Source organism: Eisenibacter elegans DSM 3317, assembly GCF_000430505.1.
Classification (GTDB): domain Bacteria; phylum Bacteroidota; class Bacteroidia; order Cytophagales; family Microscillaceae; genus Eisenibacter; species Eisenibacter elegans.
Genome location: NZ_KE387155.1, coordinates 2,275 through 16,025, shown reverse-complemented (window position 1 = coordinate 16,025; position 13,751 = coordinate 2,275). Strand labels below are relative to the sequence as shown.

Here is a 13,751-nt window from a genome sequence, read left to right as displayed (position 1 = left end):
GTCTTTGCCTGTAATAAATTTTATTCCCTAAGCTATGGATTTTTCTTGGCTTTTTGCTATCTTCACAAGAGTTGGTTTTTGGACAGACTGACGTTGTGGGCTATTTTAACAAAACTAAAAATGAACAAAAAGGAACATATTGGACACTTGGCTAACGCTTTGGTTGGTAACAAAACAACAATGACAGCCGAAAACCTTGCCAATCACTTAAATGAGATTGGTTTTGAAACGAGCTGTGGTACAGAATATACTGGTGGGCGTGGAACTTACACGCTAATTCATTCAACTTACGATTGGTTTGTTTCCAATGGAAATCAAACAAACGCAGATAAAGTTGCTCAGGCATTTGTAAAACCTGATGGGACTTATGCTTATGAAAAGTAAATGCCAATGAAAGAATTCATCATCATAGCAGGAGCAAACGGTTCAGGAAAAACGACCTTTTCAAAACAGATTTTGTCAGAAACAGGCTTTGAGTTTTTGAACGCAGACGAAATTGAAAAAGAGTTAGGCGTTTCAAAATTACAAGCAGGCAAAGAGTTTTTTAGCCGACTTGACAAGTTTATTGAAACTGAAACAAGTTTTGTTTTAGAAAGTACCTTGTCAGGAAACTATCTTGTAAAAGCCATTGATAAAGCAAAACAGCAAGGATATGTTACCCGATTAGTGTACGTATTTTTGGATAATCCAAACGACTGCATACAAAGGATAAAATTGCGAGTAAAACTTGGCGGACATTTTGTGCCTGATGAAGACGTAATTCGTAGATATTACCGCAGTAAAACGAACTTTTGGAATACCTACAAAAGTTTAGTACATAGTTGGGTGATGATTTATAACTCAACCGATACTGCACCGCAAAGAGTAGCCATAGGTAATAGCGAAGATTTTGTGATAGAAATTGAAAACTTATTTCAGAACTTTTTAAACGACTTTGAAAAATGAGAGTACAGAAATTAGATAATCTTGAAGCCTACCAAACAGCATCTTACTTTACTAATTTGTTCAGTAAGGCAGTACAAGAGGCAAAAGAAATAAACAGAAAAAATGGTTTGCCCAACGACTTTGTAGTCAATGGAAAACGTTTTTATGAACTACCAAACGGAGAAATCGTAACAGAAAATCCGCTAGCAAACGAGAGTACGAAAGACTAAAAACAGCCCACAACATTATGTTTGCGAAAAGGCGGGCTAATGTGCGTAATTTAGGCTTTTATGTTTTCTATAAACTTTGTGCGTAAGGCAAGGGAAGTGCTATCAATCCCGCCCTTCGCAAACATTTTTCCGTTAGCGGGCATTGTAAAGGACAACAACATACATTCAGGCAAAATGAAGAAACAAATAATTCTGCTATTTATAATCGGACTGACAATTATCAGTTGCAAACAGAATAAGATAGAAATGAAAGAGAAAATAGTAAAAACAAATGAAATTGAACTTTTTACCCAAAGTTTCGGGAAAAGTAATAACCCTGCAATTTTGTTAATTGCAGGTGCAACAGTTTCAATGCTTTATTGGGACACGGAGTTTTGCCAAAAATTGGCTAATAAAGGTTTTTTGTGATTCGTTATGACAATAGGGACGTAGGACAATCAACTTTTTATGAACCAGGAAGCGCACCTTATGACATTGTAAATCTGACTGATGATTTGATTGCAATTTTAGACGATTATATAATTGATAAAGCACATTTGGTTGGTATGTCATTAGGCGGACTAATTGCTCAAATCGCCACAATTAAATATCCAAACAGAATTCATTCACTAACTCTTCTCTCAACAGGACCTTGGGGAGACTCAGACCCAACTATTCCTGAGATGGATACTCGAATTATTGAACACCACGGTAATGCTGAATCTGTTGACTGGACCAATGAAGATAGCGTTGTGAATTATATGATTAAAGGGTTTGCTTTGATGTCAGGCAAAAAAGCATTTGATAATGGAAGAACCGAAAAGTATATCAGAGAAGAATTTAAGAGAGCGAGAAATTATATCAGTATGTTCAATCACGCAACACTACAAGGTGGAGAAGAATATTGGAATAGGATTACCGAAATAAAGAAGCCAACCCTTGTTATACATGGAACTGAAGACAAAATTTTGCATTACAAAAATGTCAGTGTTTTACTCGAAAAAATAAAAGGTTCTAAACTGATTACACTTGTAGGAACAGGACACGAATTACATTTAGAAGATTGGACAACAATAATAGATGGAATTGAAAATCATATAAATGACTGATAAATAAGAACAACGACCCGCTAACATCAGCTATACGCAAGCAGGGGTTTAGCTTCGCTGATTTTCAATTCGTGCTTCGTAGGACAGAAAAGTTTTTTTTTTAATTCAGTGGTTAAAATCCCTGCCTGCGTATAGCTGAGAACCGTCAAACCGTCTAAAAACCCCTTATTTGCCTCTCTGTCAAGGGTATGCAAGCCTGTGGCAAGCTGCACCCCTGAGGCAACTTACTTTAAAAAGTACAAAATGCTTTGAGTGAAAGGGCTTAAAATCAGACATCAAATTCCAAAAAGTAGAAAAAGCTGATTTGAGGTAGTTTTCCAATACTTCTGGCTCTAAAATATTGAAAATTCGGTATAAATTAAACGCTATCGCCATCAGACCTACATCCGCTGAAGCTCGCTTGATGGTTTTTTTGGTCATAATGTAGTAAAATCCCCATTGTCGCTTGATGATGCCGTAGGGGTGTTCTACAATCGCCTGCCTTCGCAAATAAGTGGGTAAATTTGCTCCCATTCGGGCGGCATTCTCGGCTATTCAAAATTTCCTGGGCAGGGCATACATAGTGGTCGGCCTCCTTGTTATAACTAAAATTTGATACGTCATAAGCTGTATCGGGAGCGTGTGAGGAAACCGCAGGAATAGCAACTAAGACCTCAATACCTAAATCTTGAGCGTATTCAAATTGGCTGCCTGTGTGGTAGCCTTTGTCGTAGAGTCCTCTAAATTGATTGGTTTTCAAAATCGCTTTTGCCCTTCTGAGCATACCTCCCATCGCATTGCTGTCGTTTTCATTGCTTACTTTGAAGTCTATCAGTAAGTTGTTTTTGGCATCTACACTGGTCTGGACATTGTAAGCAACTTCGGTGATATTGTTGCGGGTAATGAGCAGCCGACTTTCGGGGTCGGTGGTAGAAATTTGCGTTTCGCCACTTGATTTTAAAGGCTGTAAGTAGCCCTGTTTTTGCCGAGTATAAATTTCATTCTCTAAGCTATGGATTTTTCTTGGCTTTTTGCTATCTTCACAAGAGTTGGTTTTTGGACAGACTGACGTTAGCGGCAGCTTAAAAAACGACAACAAACGAACTGAAAGATAAAAAATGAAATCAGAAAATAAACTCGCAGGACTTGGACTACTGACAGCAATTTCGGCTTCACTTTGTTGTATTACCCCTGTTTTGGCTTTGTTGGCAGGGACAAGTGGTCTTGCTTCGACTTTTTCTTGGCTTGACCCTTTAAGACCATATTTAATCGGCTTGACTGTTTTGGTGCTTGGGTTTGCTTGGTATCAGAAACTAAAACCTCAAAAACAATTGGACTGTAATTGTGACACCAAAGAAAAAACACCATTCATTCAAACAAAAACATTTTTGGGTATCGTGACTGTTTTTGCAGGAATAATGCTTGCGTTTCCGACTTATGCTCCTATCTTTTTCCCTAAGTCGGAGAAACAATTAATTGTAACAGAACAAGCAAACATTCAGAAAGCAGAATTTACAATTAGTGGAATGACTTGCACAGGTTGCGAACAACACGTAAACCACGAAATAAATAAACTGACAGGAATAATTCACACAAGCGTTTCATACGAAAATGGAAATGCAATCGTGGAGTTTGACAAGACCAAAACAGACCTTCAAGAAATACAAAAAGCCATTTCAAAAACAGGCTATTCAGTAACCGACAAGAAAGAAATAAAATGAACATCATACTGCAATCAACAATCACCTGCCTCGACTGCGGACACAAAAAAGAAGAAACAATGCCGACAGACGCTTGCCAATATTTTTACGAGTGTGAAAACTGCAAGAAAGTTTTAAAGCCAAAACAGGGCGACTGTTGCGTTTATTGTAGCTATGGGACAGTAAAATGTCCACCCATTCAAGCAGGAACAAATTGCTGTAATTGACAATGAAGCGACTGACAGAAATAGAAAGCCGACCGCATAACAGCCGTTTTGCAAAATGGCGGGTTCAGTGCTTCTATGACAGTTTAGTGCAAGGTTCAAGTTCAGTTTTTCAAATGAACATTTGTGCTGAAAAACCCCGCCTTCGCAAAGCTGCAAACCGTCAATCTGTCTAAAAACCCATTAAAATACGCTGTACCAAGGCGATACAAGCTCGTAGCGAGACGCATGTTGGGTGTGAATACTTTGAAAAGTACAAAATATTTTTGCTGTAAGTGGTTTAAAATTAGCCACAAAAGAGCAAAAAATAGATTTTTCTTAGCTTTTTGCTATCTTCGCAGGAGTTGATTTTTAGGCAGGCTGCCGTTAGCGGGCATTGTAGATAAGTTTCCACCAATCAACATTAAACCTTTTCACCAATGTTGTGTCTAAGGCTTAGTAATAAATCCAATTGGTATGATGAAAGTTATCACCGTTTCTGCTTTTGCAATAGGTATCCTACTTGCAGCTTGCAGTAAAAAAAACGACCCACAGCCGGTCGCACCTCCTCTCAAAGACAAAGATTTTTTTGCTCTCACAGCGATTATGCAAAATAATCTTACTGCCTTTGGTGGAAATGCAGGGTTGATATTAATGGACAAAGACGGTAAAGTATTATACAAACAGTATTTTGGGTCTTATACCGACAATACCTACATTCCTATTGCCTCTGGCTCAAAACTTCCTTCAATGGTTGCAGTGATGGCGTTGGTGGATAAAGGCTTAATGAGCCTAAATGACAAAGTAAGCACTTTTTATCCTACAGAGTTTTCCGCTACTGACAGAAAAGACATCACATTAAGGCAACTGATGTCGCATACCGCCGGCTTTTCAGGTGGTAGTCAGTGGATTAGCACCGACCTTATCAATCTTCAGGAGGCTGTAAGAGGCATAGGGCAAGGCGGAATGATAGGAACAAATAACGTTCCAAGAGCCTCTATGCCATATGCCCCCAATGGGTCGCAATTCGCTTATGGAGGTGTAAGTATGCACGTAGCTGGTGGAATAGCCGAAAAGGTTACAGGCAAAACCTGGGACATCATTTTTAAGGAACAAGTGGCAGACAAATGCCTGATGCCCAATACCAATTATATTGCTTTGGGCAATACCACCAACTATCGGATTGCTGGCGGAGCAGGTACACGTATGATGGAATTTGCCAACTTATTGTTGATGCTTTTAAATGATGGAAAATTTAATGGCGTGCAAGTTCTTTCAAAAACTGCTGTGGATGAAATACTTAAAGACCAAACCAATGGAGTGCCTATTGCCTTTACACCTTACGATGGCGACCCGCTTCGGCAAAATTTTCGGTATGGCTTAGGTTGCTGGGTCGAAGAACTCACCAATGGCATTCCGACTGCATTTGGCTCTCAGGGTGCATTTGGGTTTAGTCCTTGGATTGATAAAAAAAGAAATGTTATCGGAATTCTTTTTGTGCAAAGAAGTTTAGGTGCTGTCAATACACAACCCACTCCCCAATCCGCCCCTTATACACTTATCAGAAATAAAATAAATGAAATCATCGATGCACCATAGTATATCTGTACTCAAACAGAAGCGATTTTGCTTAAAGAGCCAGAAAATCATGGAAAATCAAGAAAATCCTGAAAATCACTTGAATTCTGCCTAACTGTCCCCACCACCCAAAACAAATAGTTGCCCGCGTCGAATCGTTTTCTAAAATATTGTTCGTATATTTGCGAACAACAACTCAATAAAAGATGCCAAGTAGTATTAAGAACGATTATTTCACGAAAGAACAAGAGCAGACTGCTCGATTTGCAAAAGCATTAGGACACCCTGTTCGCATTGCCATTTTGGAATTACTCAATTCTCAGGCCTGTTGCTATCACGGAGATATGGCAGAGGAACTACCCATCGCAAAATCAACCCTCTCTCAACACTTAAAAGAGTTAAAAGACGCAGGATTGATTCAAGGTGATATTACGCCACCCACTACCAAGTATTGCATCAACAGGGAAAATTTCAAACTTGCTAAATCATTGCTGAACAAGGTTTTAGAATAATTTTTTAAAAATAATGTTCGTAATACTACGAACTACGAATTAATGTTCGTATATTTACGAACTGAATCAATAAAACCTTAAAAATATGATACAGATAAAAGTATTAGGTCCGGGCTGCCCAAAGTGCAAAACTACCTACAGCAATGTGCTCGAAGCACTCAAACAAACCAATATTGAGGCCAATGTGGAAAAAGTAGAAGACATTGAAGAAATGATGAAGTACAATGTACTTACTACTCCTGTCTTGATGATTGATGAGCAAATCAAAATCAAAGGCAGAGTTGCCCAAGTGAGCGAAATTGTTGAACTCCTAAAAAAATAAACCCTTGGAAAATCAAACTTTAGTAAAAGAAATTTGCCCTACCACTGCGCAAGAATGGTTAAAAAAAGGAGCATTGTTGGTAGATGTTCGTGAAAAAGATGAAGTGGCACAATTAGCTTACGATGCGCCAAACATCATCAACATTCCTTTAAGCGAATTTGAAGAACGCTACACCGAAGTACCGAAAGACAAAGATGTAGTAATGGTTTGCAAAGGTGGCGGAAGAAGCCTAAGAGCAGCCGGATTTTTAGTAAATCACGGTTACACCAATGTGGTGAATATGCAACACGGCATTGCTCGTTGGGTGCAAAAAGGCTTTCCTACAAAAGGCGATACAACGATTGTAACAGGTGGCGATTCTTGTTGCTCATCTTCGGGTTGTTGTTAAAACAAATCAACTATGTTTGACTGGATACAACATTTCGCTGATTGGTTGATTTATTCTGTTGTCGGAATAGGTGCAGAAACTCATTTAGGCACAGCCTTAAATTTCTTTGTGTACGACACATTGAAAATTCTTATTCTATTGTTTTTGATTGTGTTTTTAATGGGAATAGTGAACGCCTATTTCCCCATCGAACGGCTCAAAAACTACCTGAACAGAAAAAAACTGTATGGACTTGAATATTTATTTGCTTCCATCTTTGGAGCGATTACCCCTTTTTGTTCTTGTTCTTCCGTGCCTTTGTTCATTGGCTTTGTACAAGGTGGCATTCCATTGGGTGTAACCTTTGCTTTTCTCATCACTTCGCCATTGGTGAACGAAGTCGCTATTGCCATGTTTTTGGGAATGTTTGGAATAAAAGCCACTTTGATTTACGTAATTTCAGGTATTTTGTTAGGTACAATTGGCGGATGGCTTTTAGGAAAGTTCAACTTGGAACCTTTACTATCCGATTGGGTGAAAAAAATTCTTGAAAACAAAATGCAACAAGGCGAATACGAAGAAGAACAATTGACTTTTCGTCAGCGATTACCCGAAATCACTCGTGGTGCTTGGGATATTGTCAAAGGGGTTGTGCTGTATGTCATTATCGGTATTGCCATCGGTGCGGCCATGCACGGCTATGTTCCGGAAAAGTTCTTTGGCCAATATTTGGGTGGTAGTCAGTGGTGGACAGTTCCATTAGCTGTAATTCTTGCCGTACCTATGTATGCCAATGCAGCAGGAATTGTTCCCGTCATTCAAGTATTTGTTGCCAAAGGGGTACCACTTGGTACAGCCATCGCTTTTATGATGGCAACAGTTGGCTTGTCCATCCCCGAAGCAACCTTACTAAAAAAAGCAATGACCCTGAAATTGATTGCCGTCTATTTCGGAGTAGTTACATTATTCATTATCCTTTCGGGATTTTTATTCAACATTTTGCTATGAAATCAAAAACGGATACACTCCTCGAACTTTGGATTGAATCCCGAACTCGATTCTCCAATCAGTTAGAAAATCTAACTGAAAATGATTTGCAAAAGAAACTGGGTAATTCACCTAATTCGGTGGGCTTTCTCATTCGCCATATTGGTGACGTAGAATTGCTTTTTGCTAAAAATGTGTTTGGTGCAAGCGAAGTAAAAGTAACTGCAAAAACAGTCATTGACAAACACGATACAGGCGAATGGACAGACTTGGAAGTCTTGAAAAACTATGTATCTGAATCCTTCGAGAAACTAAAATCTATTGTTGAAAAACAAACAGATACCGATTGGGAAACTCAAATCACGACCAAAGAATTTGGCACTAAAACCAAAGCCGAAGCTTTTGGCAGAATTGTATCACACACCGCTTACCACGCTGGGCAGTTGGCAATCCTCAATAAATACGGAAACATTTAAAATTCAAATACAATGACCACATAAAATACCGGCTTCTTATTGTGTATCTATTTCAAAAGAATATGAAAACTTTTTGGTGTGTAATACTTTTAGCCTTTGCTTCTTGCAACACTTCGGACAAATTCCCTGAGTTTGAAACGATAGACACTGACTTTTCAAAAGGACGGCTAACCCACAAGCAAAAAATCACGATTGATGACCTCGAAAAATTTCACGGTCATTTATGTGACGGTTTGGTTGTTGGAGCATTTGCAATGAAAGAAGCAATGAAAGAACTATATCCCAATCAACTAATTGACAGAACAAATTTACGAATCGTTAGCAAGCCATCACCCTGCTTGACAGATGTTGCCATTTATCTAACAGGTGGACGATACCAATTCAACACTTTCTATGTGGATGCAGAATTTGAAGGACTTTACATCATACAAAGGATTGACAACTTAAAAACGGTTTCAGTCTCCTTAAACAATGGTGTAAAACCAACAGCAATTGACAGTTTAGGAAATATCGCCATTCAGCAAAAGCTTTCCCCTTGCGACATTGACCACTTGCAGAAATTGGAAGACGATTTCACTCAAAATTTAATCCAATCAGACCCAACAAAACTATTTACGGTTAAAGAAATTCAACATTTTGAATGGCAACCTAAAACCAAAAACGATTACTTGAAGACAGACATAATAAACAAAAACCTTCCCGACTGCAAATAGCCCAGGCTTTTGGTGGTACATTTATTCGCTTGTCTAAATTTAATTTCAAGGGTGCTCATGATTTTCAATTGCAAAACCGCACACCTGTTCTGAGCTTGTCGAAGGAAGCCAACACACAAGCCATCCCGATAGCTATCGGGATGCAAAAGAGCCACCAAGCCAACGCACGACAAAAACCGAAAATATGAACGAACAATCAACATACAAAAAAGAAGGGCGAAGGCATAACATCACCTATACGCAGGCAGGGGTTTAGCTTCGCTGATTTTCAATTCGTGCTTCATAGTACAGGAAAGTGATAAATTTAAAGTTCGGTCTTCGTAGGAAATTCAGTGGTTAAAACCCTGCCTGTGTATAGCGGCAAAACGTCAATCTGTCTAAAAACTCATCAAAACACGCTGTACCAAGGCGATACAAGCTCGTAGCGAGATGCATATTTGGTACGAATACTTTGAAAAACACAAAATATCTTTCCTGTAAGTGGCTTAAAATTAGCCAAAAAAAACCAAAGGAGCTAAGTCTAAACTTTCGACGAAGAGGTCTATGCGCCGCACCACACTGTCAGGAGATACCAGCCCCTCAAGGGGAGCAGTAAGGCTGTAAGTAGCCCTGTCTTTGCCTGTAATAAATTTTATTCCCTAAGCTATGGATTTTTCTTGGCTTTTTGCTATCTTCACAAGAGTTGGTTTTTGGACAGACTGACGTTAGCGGCAATGTTTCATAAATTCGTCACCTTAAACCATTAAATAAATAAACATGACAAAATCAATCTTCACACTGACAATTGCAGGATTGTTCTTCGCTTTGACCTCTTGCAACAACCCATTAAACTAACGGTAGCATTGTATGACAAGGGTTACTACAAGGCTGATTGGGAGGATTATTTGACCTATGAGGTTGCTTACGAAAACAAAGGCGACAAAGACATAAGAGCTGTAAAAGGTTCGTTATTAATCACTGACTTGTTCGACCAGAAAATAAAAGCCATTAATCTTGTCGAAGACGAAGGAATACCTGCGGGGAAAATTGTAAAGAAGTCATACACGACTGACTATAATCAATTCATGGACGAAGACACAAGGCTTAGAAGTAAAAGCATTAAAGATATAAAGGTTGTTTGGACACCCGAGAAAATTATTTTTGGTGACGGAACAACACTCGAATAACAACAACACAGCCGCTAACAGGCGTTTTGCAAAAAAGCTGGTTCAGTGCTAAATTGAACATTCGAAATAATAATAAACATTTGTGAAAAATTGAAATTTTGTGCTTCTCATTCCGCTTCTTCGCCAAGCCCAAACCGTTATGCCTCACCCTAAAAGACGACAGTGCTAACAATAAACGAACAGAAAAATGAAAGACAAAATGCCAACGCTTCAGCAAAATCAAAAGAGCTGCATCCCCACGCTCAAATGCTTCAGCATTCACGAACACCTTTTTAAAAACAATCTAATCGTGAGTAAAGCCAACGCAATGCAGCACATTTGCTTTTGCCCCAACGCACCCACCGACATTAGACACGGTTTGACAAGAATAACAGGCATTTAAAAATTAACTTTGCAATTAAAAATTTAGATTTACTGACAACAAATGAGCGAGAATTTAGCATTAGAAAAAACCCTTTGGCAAGCAGCCGACAAACTCCGCAATAATATGGATGCGGCTGAATACAAACACGTTGTATTGGGTTTGATATTCTTAAAATATATTTCAGATGCTTTTGATGAATTGTATCAAAAATTAGAAGCAACCAAACACGAAACAGGAGCCGACCCAGAAGACAAGGACGAATACACAGCCGAGCGGGTTTTTTATGTGCCACCGCAAGCACGTTGGAAATGGCTGCAAGGCAGAGCCAAACTGCCTACAATCGGGAAAGACATTGACGAAGCAATGGACAGCATTGAGCGTGACAATGCTTCTTTGAAAGGCGTTTTACCGAAAGATTATGCTCGACCAGCACTCGACAAACAAAGACTTGGTGAACTCATTGACCTGATTGGCTCAATTACGTTGAGCAAAGGCGGTAACGGAAAAGACAAAGACGTTTTGGGCTTTGTGTTTGAGTATTTCTTAGGACAGTTTGCAGATGCCGAAGGCAAAAAAGGCGGACAATTTTACACGCCACAAAGCATCGTAAAACTCTTGGTAGAAATGCTTGCCCCCGAAGCTGAAAAACGTGTATATGACGGCTGTTGTGGTAGCGGTGGAATGTTTGTGCAAAGTGAACGCTTTATTGAAATGCACGAGCACCGAAAAGGCAAAATTTCTATTTTCGGACAAGAGAGCAACCCGACTACTTACAAGTTGGCGAAAATGAATTTGGCAATCCGTGGGATTGATGCCAAAATAGAATTGGGTGATACCTTGATGAACGACAAATTCCCCGAATTGAAAGTGGATTATGTCATTGCCAATCCGCCTTTTAATGTGAGCGATTACAATATCAATAAAGCCGAAACCCACAAATGGAAATTTGGCGTACCGCCAACAGGAAACGCCAACTATGCTTGGTTGCAATTGTTTGTGAGCAAACTTGCCCCTTATGGCACGGCAGGAATTGTTTTGGCAAACGGCAGTATGAGTTCTGAAATTGCCACCGAAGGCGACATCAGAAAAGCGATGATTGAAGCCGACTTGGTGGACTGTATGGTTTCTTTGCCTTCGCAGTTGTTTTACAACACCCAAATTCCCGCTTGCTTGTGGTTTTTGGCACGCAACAAAACCGAAACCACCAAATTCCGAAACCGCACCAATGAAGTACTTTTTATTGATGCCAGAGAATTTGGTACAATGATAAGCCGTAAACAGCGTGAACTGACAGACAACGACATCAAAAAAATTGCCGACACCTACCACGCTTGGAGGAGTAAAAAACGAGAAGTGAAAAGCGAAAAGTTGGAAGATAAAACACCTTTAACTGTTCACTCTTCACTTATCACTTACCAAGACATTGCCGGTTTCTGCAAAAGTGCCACCATCGAAGACATACGCAAAAACAATTACATCCTGACCCCAGGGCGATACATTGATTTCAAAGTAGTGGAAGAAGACGGACAGGCATTTGAAGAGAAAATGCGAATGCTCACGGCTACCCTTTCAGCACAAATGCAAAAGGCGCAGGAGTTGGACGAAGCGATAGTCCAAAACCTGAAAAAGATTGGATTTGAAATTACACCACATAAAACCATAGAAGTATGACCGTAGAATTAGCTGAATACCTTCTTGGACTTGATAAGTATGTGGTGCAAAATGGTGACACAGTAGAAAGCTATTTTTTGGACATTCAATATCCAATGAGTTTTCGCCTGACGCTTTCCGCACCTGATGATTTAGACCAAAATTTGTTGATTGACATCAAAGAAAGCGAAAAGAAATCGTTGAAAATTAGTTTGCACCATCAGGACAACAGCACACAAAACGGATTGCTTAGGGTAGATTATTATTCAAGGCACCTGAACCCCGTTGGTATTTTGGATACTGTACCTGAAAAGTTCAGACCTTTTGCAGGACAATGGTTGGATGATTACGCAGGGCATATCCATTATGTGGTGGACGGATACAGACCTTTGGCTTGGGCAATTCCTTTGGAATTGGACGATTTCCCCGTGAAAGAATTGAATGGCAGGGAAGATTATACCAAAACGCTCAATGCGTTCTTTCAGAAAATCAACCTGAAAACTGCCATTCGTTTCAACCATCAAATGAGAATATTATGAATTGGATAAATAGTTTAATGAACGATTACTACGCTTTCCTGAAGGAGAAAACTTTGGTGACCGCCAGTAATTCGTCTGATTGGGTAGAAATAAGTACCCCGTTCGTTGGATTGTTCAACGACACGGTGGACATCTATGCCAAAAAAGAAGGCAACAAAATCATTCTATCGGATGATGGCAATACGCTCAGGAATTTGGAATTGATCGGACTTGAAATCACCCGTTCGCCCAAGCGAAAAGAAATACTCGACCGCATTCTTATCAACTATGGGGTACGTATCAGCAATGATGAACTAACTACCGAAGCAACCGAACGAGATTTTCCGCAAAAGAAGCTAAACCTGATTTCTGCCATTTCAGAAACTGCCGATATGTACTATTTGGCAAAACATACGGTGGCTTCTGTTTTTAGGGAAGATGTAAAAGCCTATTTAGACGAACAGGAACTGATTTATACGCCTTACTTTATTTCCAAAGGGAGCACAGGACTTGAATTTACGTTTGATTTTCAGATTGCCTACCGAAACACCGAGATTGTGATTAAATCTTTCAACTCGGTAAATAAAATGAATCTGCCGCACTTTCTGTTTACTTGGGATGACATTAAAAAAGTACGTGAACAACAGACGCAAAAGGAAATAATCGGTTTAGCGGTAATCAACGACATTGACCGTGAAGTGAATGATGAATACCTGTCTGCCTTAGAAAGCAAGGGAGCGAAGCACATTCTTTGGAGCCAACGCCACAATCCAGACAATATCCGTAAACTCAAATTAGCTTCCTGATATGAGCAATTGGAAAACATATAAGCGTCTGAACCTTGATGCTTTTGATTTGCCTGATGAACAGGATACAGAAAATCAAGGCAATCTAAATAATCACAAAAATCATCGTGCAGACAAATGAGCAATTGGAAAACATATAAGCATCTGAACCTTGATTTTTTTGATTTG

General features: G+C 39.4%; 19 protein-coding genes. 18 read left to right on the top strand and 1 reads right to left on the bottom strand.

Features of this window, described 5'->3' with window-relative positions; genetic code table 11:
* The 5 genes from G499_RS0118130 to G499_RS20750 all read left to right on the top strand — a co-directional run.
* The coding region (locus tag G499_RS0118130) for a hypothetical protein (protein WP_211231646.1) at nt 1-384 on the top strand (384 nt) is incomplete at its 5' end.
* A 6-nt stretch (nt 385-390) separates the two neighbouring features.
* A complete protein-coding gene (locus G499_RS20755; RefSeq protein WP_081413895.1) occupies nt 391-945 on the top strand; it encodes an ATPase in 555 nt (184 codons plus the stop codon).
* Nucleotides 942-1,154, top strand: coding sequence for a hypothetical protein (locus tag G499_RS0118120; RefSeq protein ID WP_027001101.1), 213 nt, complete (start codon nt 942-944; stop codon nt 1,152-1,154). Before G499_RS20755 ends, G499_RS0118120 begins: the two co-directional genes overlap by 4 nt.
* Before the next feature lie 246 nt (nt 1,155-1,400).
* Nucleotides 1,401-1,562 (top strand): hypothetical protein, encoded by a 162-nt coding sequence (locus G499_RS22355; RefSeq protein ID WP_245576770.1) that lies wholly within the window; start codon nt 1,401-1,403, stop codon nt 1,560-1,562.
* Nucleotides 1,559-2,242 (top strand): alpha/beta fold hydrolase, encoded by a 684-nt coding sequence (locus tag G499_RS20750; protein ID WP_245576769.1) that lies wholly within the window; start codon nt 1,559-1,561, stop codon nt 2,240-2,242. Before G499_RS22355 ends, G499_RS20750 begins: the two co-directional genes overlap by 4 nt.
* Before the next feature lie 358 nt (nt 2,243-2,600).
* Here G499_RS20750 and G499_RS0118105 read toward each other — a convergent pair whose 3' ends face one another.
* A complete protein-coding gene (locus G499_RS0118105) occupies nt 2,601-3,320 on the bottom strand; it encodes a hypothetical protein (protein ID WP_154658539.1) in 720 nt (239 codons plus the stop codon).
* Nucleotides 3,321-3,339: 19 nt separating this feature from the next.
* Between G499_RS0118105 and merTP the strand changes: the two genes are divergently transcribed.
* From merTP to G499_RS0118040, 13 genes are all read left to right on the top strand, one after another.
* Nucleotides 3,340-3,942: a mercuric transport protein MerTP gene (gene merTP, locus G499_RS0118100; protein ID WP_027001098.1), complete on the top strand. Its 603-nt coding sequence runs from the start codon at nt 3,340-3,342 to the stop codon at nt 3,940-3,942.
* A complete protein-coding gene (locus G499_RS22350) occupies nt 3,939-4,148 on the top strand; it encodes a GDCCVxC domain-containing (seleno)protein (protein ID WP_081413894.1) in 210 nt (69 codons plus the stop codon). The genes merTP and G499_RS22350 overlap by 4 nt, the downstream gene beginning before the upstream one ends.
* Before the next feature lie 453 nt (nt 4,149-4,601).
* Nucleotides 4,602-5,723 (top strand): serine hydrolase domain-containing protein, encoded by a 1,122-nt coding sequence (locus tag G499_RS0118095; RefSeq protein WP_027001097.1) that lies wholly within the window; start codon nt 4,602-4,604, stop codon nt 5,721-5,723.
* Between the two features lie 185 nt (nt 5,724-5,908).
* Nucleotides 5,909-6,214, top strand: coding sequence for an ArsR/SmtB family transcription factor (locus G499_RS0118090; protein WP_027001096.1), 306 nt, complete (start codon nt 5,909-5,911; stop codon nt 6,212-6,214).
* Between the two features lie 85 nt (nt 6,215-6,299).
* Entirely contained in the window at nt 6,300-6,536 is a 237-nt protein-coding gene (locus tag G499_RS0118085; RefSeq protein WP_211231645.1) for a thioredoxin family protein, read from the top strand.
* Nucleotides 6,537-6,540: 4 nt separating this feature from the next.
* Nucleotides 6,541-6,924: a rhodanese-like domain-containing protein gene (locus G499_RS0118080; protein WP_027001094.1), complete on the top strand. Its 384-nt coding sequence runs from the start codon at nt 6,541-6,543 to the stop codon at nt 6,922-6,924.
* Nucleotides 6,925-6,936: 12 nt separating this feature from the next.
* Nucleotides 6,937-7,911: a permease gene (locus G499_RS0118075; protein WP_027001093.1), complete on the top strand. Its 975-nt coding sequence runs from the start codon at nt 6,937-6,939 to the stop codon at nt 7,909-7,911.
* The gene (locus tag G499_RS0118070; RefSeq protein WP_027001092.1) at nt 7,908-8,366 is read left to right on the top strand and encodes a DinB family protein; all 459 of its coding nucleotides are present in this window, start codon (nt 7,908-7,910) and stop codon (nt 8,364-8,366) included. Before G499_RS0118075 ends, G499_RS0118070 begins: the two co-directional genes overlap by 4 nt.
* A gap of 62 nt (nt 8,367-8,428) precedes the next feature.
* Nucleotides 8,429-9,079, top strand: coding sequence for a formylmethanofuran dehydrogenase subunit E family protein (locus G499_RS0118065; RefSeq protein WP_027001091.1), 651 nt, complete (start codon nt 8,429-8,431; stop codon nt 9,077-9,079).
* 812 nt (nt 9,080-9,891) lie between these two features.
* Nucleotides 9,892-10,245, top strand: a complete 354-nt coding sequence (locus G499_RS0118060) for a hypothetical protein (RefSeq protein ID WP_154658538.1) — start codon at nt 9,892-9,894, stop codon at nt 10,243-10,245.
* Nucleotides 10,246-10,669: 424 nt separating this feature from the next.
* Nucleotides 10,670-12,280, top strand: coding sequence for a type I restriction-modification system subunit M (locus G499_RS0118050; RefSeq protein WP_027001088.1), 1,611 nt, complete (start codon nt 10,670-10,672; stop codon nt 12,278-12,280).
* The gene (locus G499_RS0118045) at nt 12,277-12,798 is read left to right on the top strand and encodes a DUF6978 family protein (RefSeq protein WP_027001087.1); all 522 of its coding nucleotides are present in this window, start codon (nt 12,277-12,279) and stop codon (nt 12,796-12,798) included. Before G499_RS0118050 ends, G499_RS0118045 begins: the two co-directional genes overlap by 4 nt.
* Nucleotides 12,795-13,583: a DUF1828 domain-containing protein gene (locus tag G499_RS0118040; protein WP_027001086.1), complete on the top strand. Its 789-nt coding sequence runs from the start codon at nt 12,795-12,797 to the stop codon at nt 13,581-13,583. Before G499_RS0118045 ends, G499_RS0118040 begins: the two co-directional genes overlap by 4 nt.
* Nucleotides 13,584-13,751: the final 168 nt, after the last annotated feature.

Excerpts from the sequence above, each read along its gene's own strand:
- G499_RS20755 (WP_081413895.1), top strand. The coding sequence starts at position 391 with ATGAAAGAATTCATCATCATAGCAGGAGCAAACGGTTCAGGAAAAACG.
- G499_RS0118120 (WP_027001101.1), top strand. The coding sequence starts at position 942 with ATGAGAGTACAGAAATTAGATAATCTTGAAGCCTACCAAACAGCATCT.
- G499_RS22355 (WP_245576770.1), top strand. The coding sequence starts at position 1,401 with ATGAAAGAGAAAATAGTAAAAACAAATGAAATTGAACTTTTTACCCAA.
- merTP (WP_027001098.1), top strand. The coding sequence starts at position 3,340 with ATGAAATCAGAAAATAAACTCGCAGGACTTGGACTACTGACAGCAATT.
- G499_RS22350 (WP_081413894.1), top strand. The coding sequence starts at position 3,939 with ATGAACATCATACTGCAATCAACAATCACCTGCCTCGACTGCGGACAC.
- G499_RS0118095 (WP_027001097.1), top strand. The coding sequence starts at position 4,602 with ATGATGAAAGTTATCACCGTTTCTGCTTTTGCAATAGGTATCCTACTT.
- G499_RS0118090 (WP_027001096.1), top strand. The coding sequence starts at position 5,909 with ATGCCAAGTAGTATTAAGAACGATTATTTCACGAAAGAACAAGAGCAG.
- G499_RS0118085 (WP_211231645.1), top strand. The coding sequence starts at position 6,300 with ATGATACAGATAAAAGTATTAGGTCCGGGCTGCCCAAAGTGCAAAACT.
- G499_RS0118075 (WP_027001093.1), top strand. The coding sequence starts at position 6,937 with ATGTTTGACTGGATACAACATTTCGCTGATTGGTTGATTTATTCTGTT.
- G499_RS0118070 (WP_027001092.1), top strand. The coding sequence starts at position 7,908 with ATGAAATCAAAAACGGATACACTCCTCGAACTTTGGATTGAATCCCGA.
- G499_RS0118065 (WP_027001091.1), top strand. The coding sequence starts at position 8,429 with ATGAAAACTTTTTGGTGTGTAATACTTTTAGCCTTTGCTTCTTGCAAC.
- G499_RS0118050 (WP_027001088.1), top strand. The coding sequence starts at position 10,670 with ATGAGCGAGAATTTAGCATTAGAAAAAACCCTTTGGCAAGCAGCCGAC.
- G499_RS0118045 (WP_027001087.1), top strand. The coding sequence starts at position 12,277 with ATGACCGTAGAATTAGCTGAATACCTTCTTGGACTTGATAAGTATGTG.
- G499_RS0118040 (WP_027001086.1), top strand. The coding sequence starts at position 12,795 with ATGAATTGGATAAATAGTTTAATGAACGATTACTACGCTTTCCTGAAG.